Here is a 4,410-nt window from a genome sequence, read left to right as displayed (position 1 = left end):
GGTGGAGTAAAAGGTAGGGACCTGCCCTAAGGACAGAGATAGCTACTGGAAACGGTAGGTAAACTCTGATAAGCCCGAGAGGGGAAAGTGGTAGACAGCCTTAGGATGGACCTACTATCCATCAGGTAGTTGGTGAGGTAAAGGCTTACCAAGCCGATGACGGATAACCGGTGTGAGAGCATGGACGGTCACAAGGGCACTGAGACACGGGCCCTACTCCTACGGGAGGCAGCAGTGGGGAATCTTGGACAATGGGCGAAAGCCTGATCCAGCGACGCCGCGTGAAGGAAGAAGTCCCTCGGGATGTAAACTTCTGAACTAATCGAATAAAAGGGTAGTGGACACACTACAGAAGAAGGTAGGTTAGGAAAAGTCCCGGCTAACTACGTGCCAGCAGCCGCGGTAAGACGTAGGGGGCGAGCGTTGCCCGGAATTACTGGGTGTAAAGGGGACGTAGGCGGGTGATCAAGTCATCTGTGAAAAGATTGCTCAACGATCGGCTTGCGGATGAAACTGATCATCTTGGGCGTAGCAGAGGTAGACGGAATTACCTGAGTAGGGGTGAAATCCGCAGATACAGGTAAGAACGCCGGTGAAGAAGTTGGTCTACTGGGCTACAGCTGACGCTGAGGTCCGAAAGCCAGGGGAGCAAACCGGATTAGATACCCGGGTAGTCCTGGCCCTAAACGATGCTCACTAGGTGTAGGGAGCGAAAGACTCTCTGTGCTGAAGCGAACGCGCTAAGTGAGCCACCTGGGGAGTACGTCCGCAAGGATGAAACTCAAAGGAATTGACGGGGGTCCGCACAAGCGGTGGAGCATGTGGTTTAATTCGAAGCTAACCGAAGAACCTTACCAGGGATTGACATGTAACTGAAGGTAGAGAAATCTACTGGCCTACCGTAAGGTAGGAGGTTACACAGGTGGTGCACGGTCGTCGTCAGCTCGTGCCGTGAGGTGTTGGGTTAAGTCCCACAACGAGCGCAACCCCTGCAATTAGTTACCAGCAAGTAAAGTTGGGGACACTAATTGGACAGCCGCCGACGAGGCGGAGGAAGGAGGGGATGACGTCAGATAAGCGTGCCCCTTATACTCTGGGCGACACACGTGCTACAATGGGGAGGACAAAGGGAAGCGAAGCCGGAAGGTGGAGCGGATCCGGAAAAACTCTCCGTAATATGGATTGTAGGCTGAAACCCGCCTACATGAAGCTGGAATCGCTAGTAATCGCAGGTCAGCCAAACTGCGGTGAATACGTTCCCGGGCCTTGTACACACCGCCCGTCACGCCACCCGAGTTGGGAACACCTGAAGGCAGTACGGTAGGTACTGTTGAAGGTGGGCTTAGCGAGGGGGGCGAAGTCGTAACAAGGTAGGTGTACCGGAAGGTGCGCCTGGATCACCTCCTTTCTAAGGAGATTACAAAGTTTCTACCTCCTCTATCTACTTTTGAGAGAGNNACCAATCCTAAGGAGAAAGAAAGCTCATTGACAAGTGCATAGAGTACGTCCAAAGAGAGAAGGGCATACGGTGGATGCCTAGCCAGCTGGAAGCGAAGAAGGACGTGGTAAGCTACGAAAAGCTGTGGGGAGCTGCAAACGAGCGAAGATCCGCAGATATCCGAATGGGGAAACCTGCCGAAAGGCATCCTGGAGACAGGAGGCGAAGCTGGGGAAGTGAAACATCATAGTACCCGGTGAAAAGAAATCAAACGAGATTCCCCTAGTAGCGGCGAGCGAAAAGGGAAGAGCCCAAACAGTAGCGATGTAAAAGCGGGCAGGCGTTGTTGCTACTGAGTTGTGGGTAACAGCTACCCGAACTGCCAGATAGGGGGTTGGATATATATACGAAGTGGAAAGGCATGGGAAGGCCTACCGAAGAAGGTGAAAGTCCTGTACACGAAAGTATATAGATTCGACTGCTGTTAACCCGAGTAGCGTAGGACACGAGGAATCCTGCGTGAAGCTGGGTGGACCTCCATCCAAGGCTAAAGAGGACAGCTGAGCGATAGTGGAATAGTACCGTGAGGGAAAGGTGAAAAGGACCCCGGGAGGGGAGTGAAAGAGAACCTGAAACCGTATGCCTACAGGAAGCGGGAGCGAAAGTGACCGCGTGCCTTTTGATTAATGAGCCTGCGAGTTATTTTCGGTGGCGAGGTTAAGCCGGTAGGTGGAGCCGAAGGGAAACCGAGTATGAATAGTGCGCAAGTCACTGGAAATAGACCCGAAGCCAGGTGAGCTACCCATGTGCAGGATGAAGCTTGGGTAAAACCAAGTGGAGGTCCGAACTGGTGGATAGTGAAAAATCCTCGGATGACATGTGGGTAGGAGTGAAAAGCTAACCGAACCTGGGGATAGCTGGTTCTCCCCGAAACGTGTGTAGGCACGGCCTCTGGAAGAAGAGTTATGGAGGTAGAGCACTGAATGGCGTAGGGGGGTAGACCTCTGAAACCAATCAAACTCCGAATGCCATAACTGGATACCAGGGAGAAAGACTGTGGGGAATAAGCTTCATGGTCGAGAGGGAAAGAGCCCAGACCGACAGCTAAGGTTCCGAAGAAGCGGCTAAGTGTGAAAGGAAGTGGACCTCTTGAGACAGCCGGGAGGTTGGCTTAGAAGCAGCCATCCTTAAAAGAGTGCGTAACAGCTCACCGGTAGAAGAGGACTGCGCCGAAAATGTAACGGAGCTAAAGCCGCGCACCGAAGCTACGGTATAGCCGAAAGGCTATAGGTAGGGGAGCAATGTGCGAGGGAGAAGCGTAACTGGAAGGTTATGTGGACGAAGCACAAGAGAGAATGCAGGCATGAGTAACGAAATGGGAGTGAGAATCTCCCACCCCTAAAGTCTAAGGTTACCTGGGGAAGGGTCGTCCGCCCAGGGTAAGTCGGGACCTAAGGTGAACCCGAAAGGGGTAGCCGATGGAAAACGGGTGAAGAATCCCGTACCAGTAAAAGAAGAGCTGCAAGGGGGGACACAGGAGGTAAAGCTACCGAGATAGGGTTGCAAATCTTCCAAGCGACGATGCCGAAGAAGCCGGTAGGGAAATCCGCTGGTGGAGGAGGAGTCGTGATGGGGAGGCCGCAAGGCCAACGGTAGATAATCACACTGTCAAGAAAAGCCTCGTGTAGCGTTGATTTTTTTACTGCCCGTTCTGGAAACCGACACAGGTAGACGAGCTGAGAAGGCAAAGGGGAGCGGAATAACCTTCGTTAAGGAACTAGGCAAAATGGCCCCGTAACTTCGGGAGAAGGGGTGGACTATTAGCATGAGGAATCATGTTAATAGAGCCGCAGTGACAAGTCCCTAGCGACTGTTTACCAAAAACACAGGTCTCTGCTAACACGGAAGTGGAAGTATAGGGACTGACGCCTGCCCAGTGCCGGAAGGTTAAGGGGAGAGGTGCAAGCTTCGAACTGAAGCCCCGGTAAACGGCGGCCGTAACTATAACGGTCCTAAGGTAGCGAAATTCCTTGTCGGGTAAGTTCCGACCTGCATGAATGGCGTAACGACTAGGGAGCTGTCTTAACGGAGGATCCGGTGAAATTACAAGCTTGGTGAAGACGCCAAGGACCCGCAGCTAGACGGAAAGACCCCGTGGAGTTTTACTGTAACCTGACATTGTAACTTATCGTTGTATGTACAGGATAGGCGGGAGGCGGAGAAAGCTGCTCGCCAGGGCAGCTGGAGCCGTCCGTGGGATACCGCCCTTACAACGATGGGTTACTAACGGGAGAAAGTGAAGAGCTTGACCTGGACAGTGTTAGGAGGGCAGTTTAACTGGGGCGGTTGCCTCCTAAAAGGTAACGGAGGTGTTCGAAGGTAGGCTCAAGTGGGTTGGAAATCCACTGAAGAGTGCAAAGGCAAAAGCCTGCTTAACTGAGAGACTGACGAGTCGATCAGGAGGGAAACCTGGACTTAGTGACCCGGCGGTTCTGAGAGGAAGGGCCGTCGATCAACGGATAAAAGTTACCCCGGGGATAACAGACTAATCACGCCCGAGAGTTCACATCGACGGCGTGGATTGGCACCTCGATGTCGGCTCATCGCAACCTGGGGCTGAAGCCGGTCCCAAGGGTTGGGCTGTTCGCCCATTAAAGCGGTACGTGAGCTGGGTTCAGAACGTCGTAAGACAGTTCGGTCCCTATCTGCTGCGGGGGTAGGAAGCTTGAAGGGGGTTGCTCCTAGTACGAGAGGACCGGAGTGAGTATGTCCCTGGTGAATCAGCTGTTATGCAAGTAGCAGGAGCTGAGTAGCCACACATATAACCGATAACCGCTGAAAGCATCTAAGCGGGAAACGGGCCCAAACAATAGGCTTCCCACTCGAGAGAGGTAAGGGCAGTTTGAGAACAAGACGTAGATAGGCCGCAGGTGTAAGTACTGAGAAGTATTGAGCCGAGCGGTACTAATAGC

2 rRNA genes are annotated in these 4,410 nt (G+C 53.0%); both read left to right on the top strand.

What is annotated here, in order from left to right:
• Positions 1–1,408 (top strand): 16S ribosomal RNA (locus X925_RS04360); the annotation flags it as partial.
• 97 nt (positions 1,409–1,505) lie between these two features.
• Positions 1,506–4,410: ribosomal RNA gene (locus X925_RS04355) — 23S ribosomal RNA — on the top strand; the annotation flags it as partial.

Origin of the sequence: Petrotoga sp. 9T1HF07.CasAA.8.2 (genome assembly GCF_002895585.1) — a bacterium.
GTDB classification, from domain to species: domain Bacteria; phylum Thermotogota; class Thermotogae; order Petrotogales; family Petrotogaceae; genus Petrotoga; species Petrotoga mobilis.
This window is presented reverse-complemented; position numbering and strand designations above follow the sequence as displayed.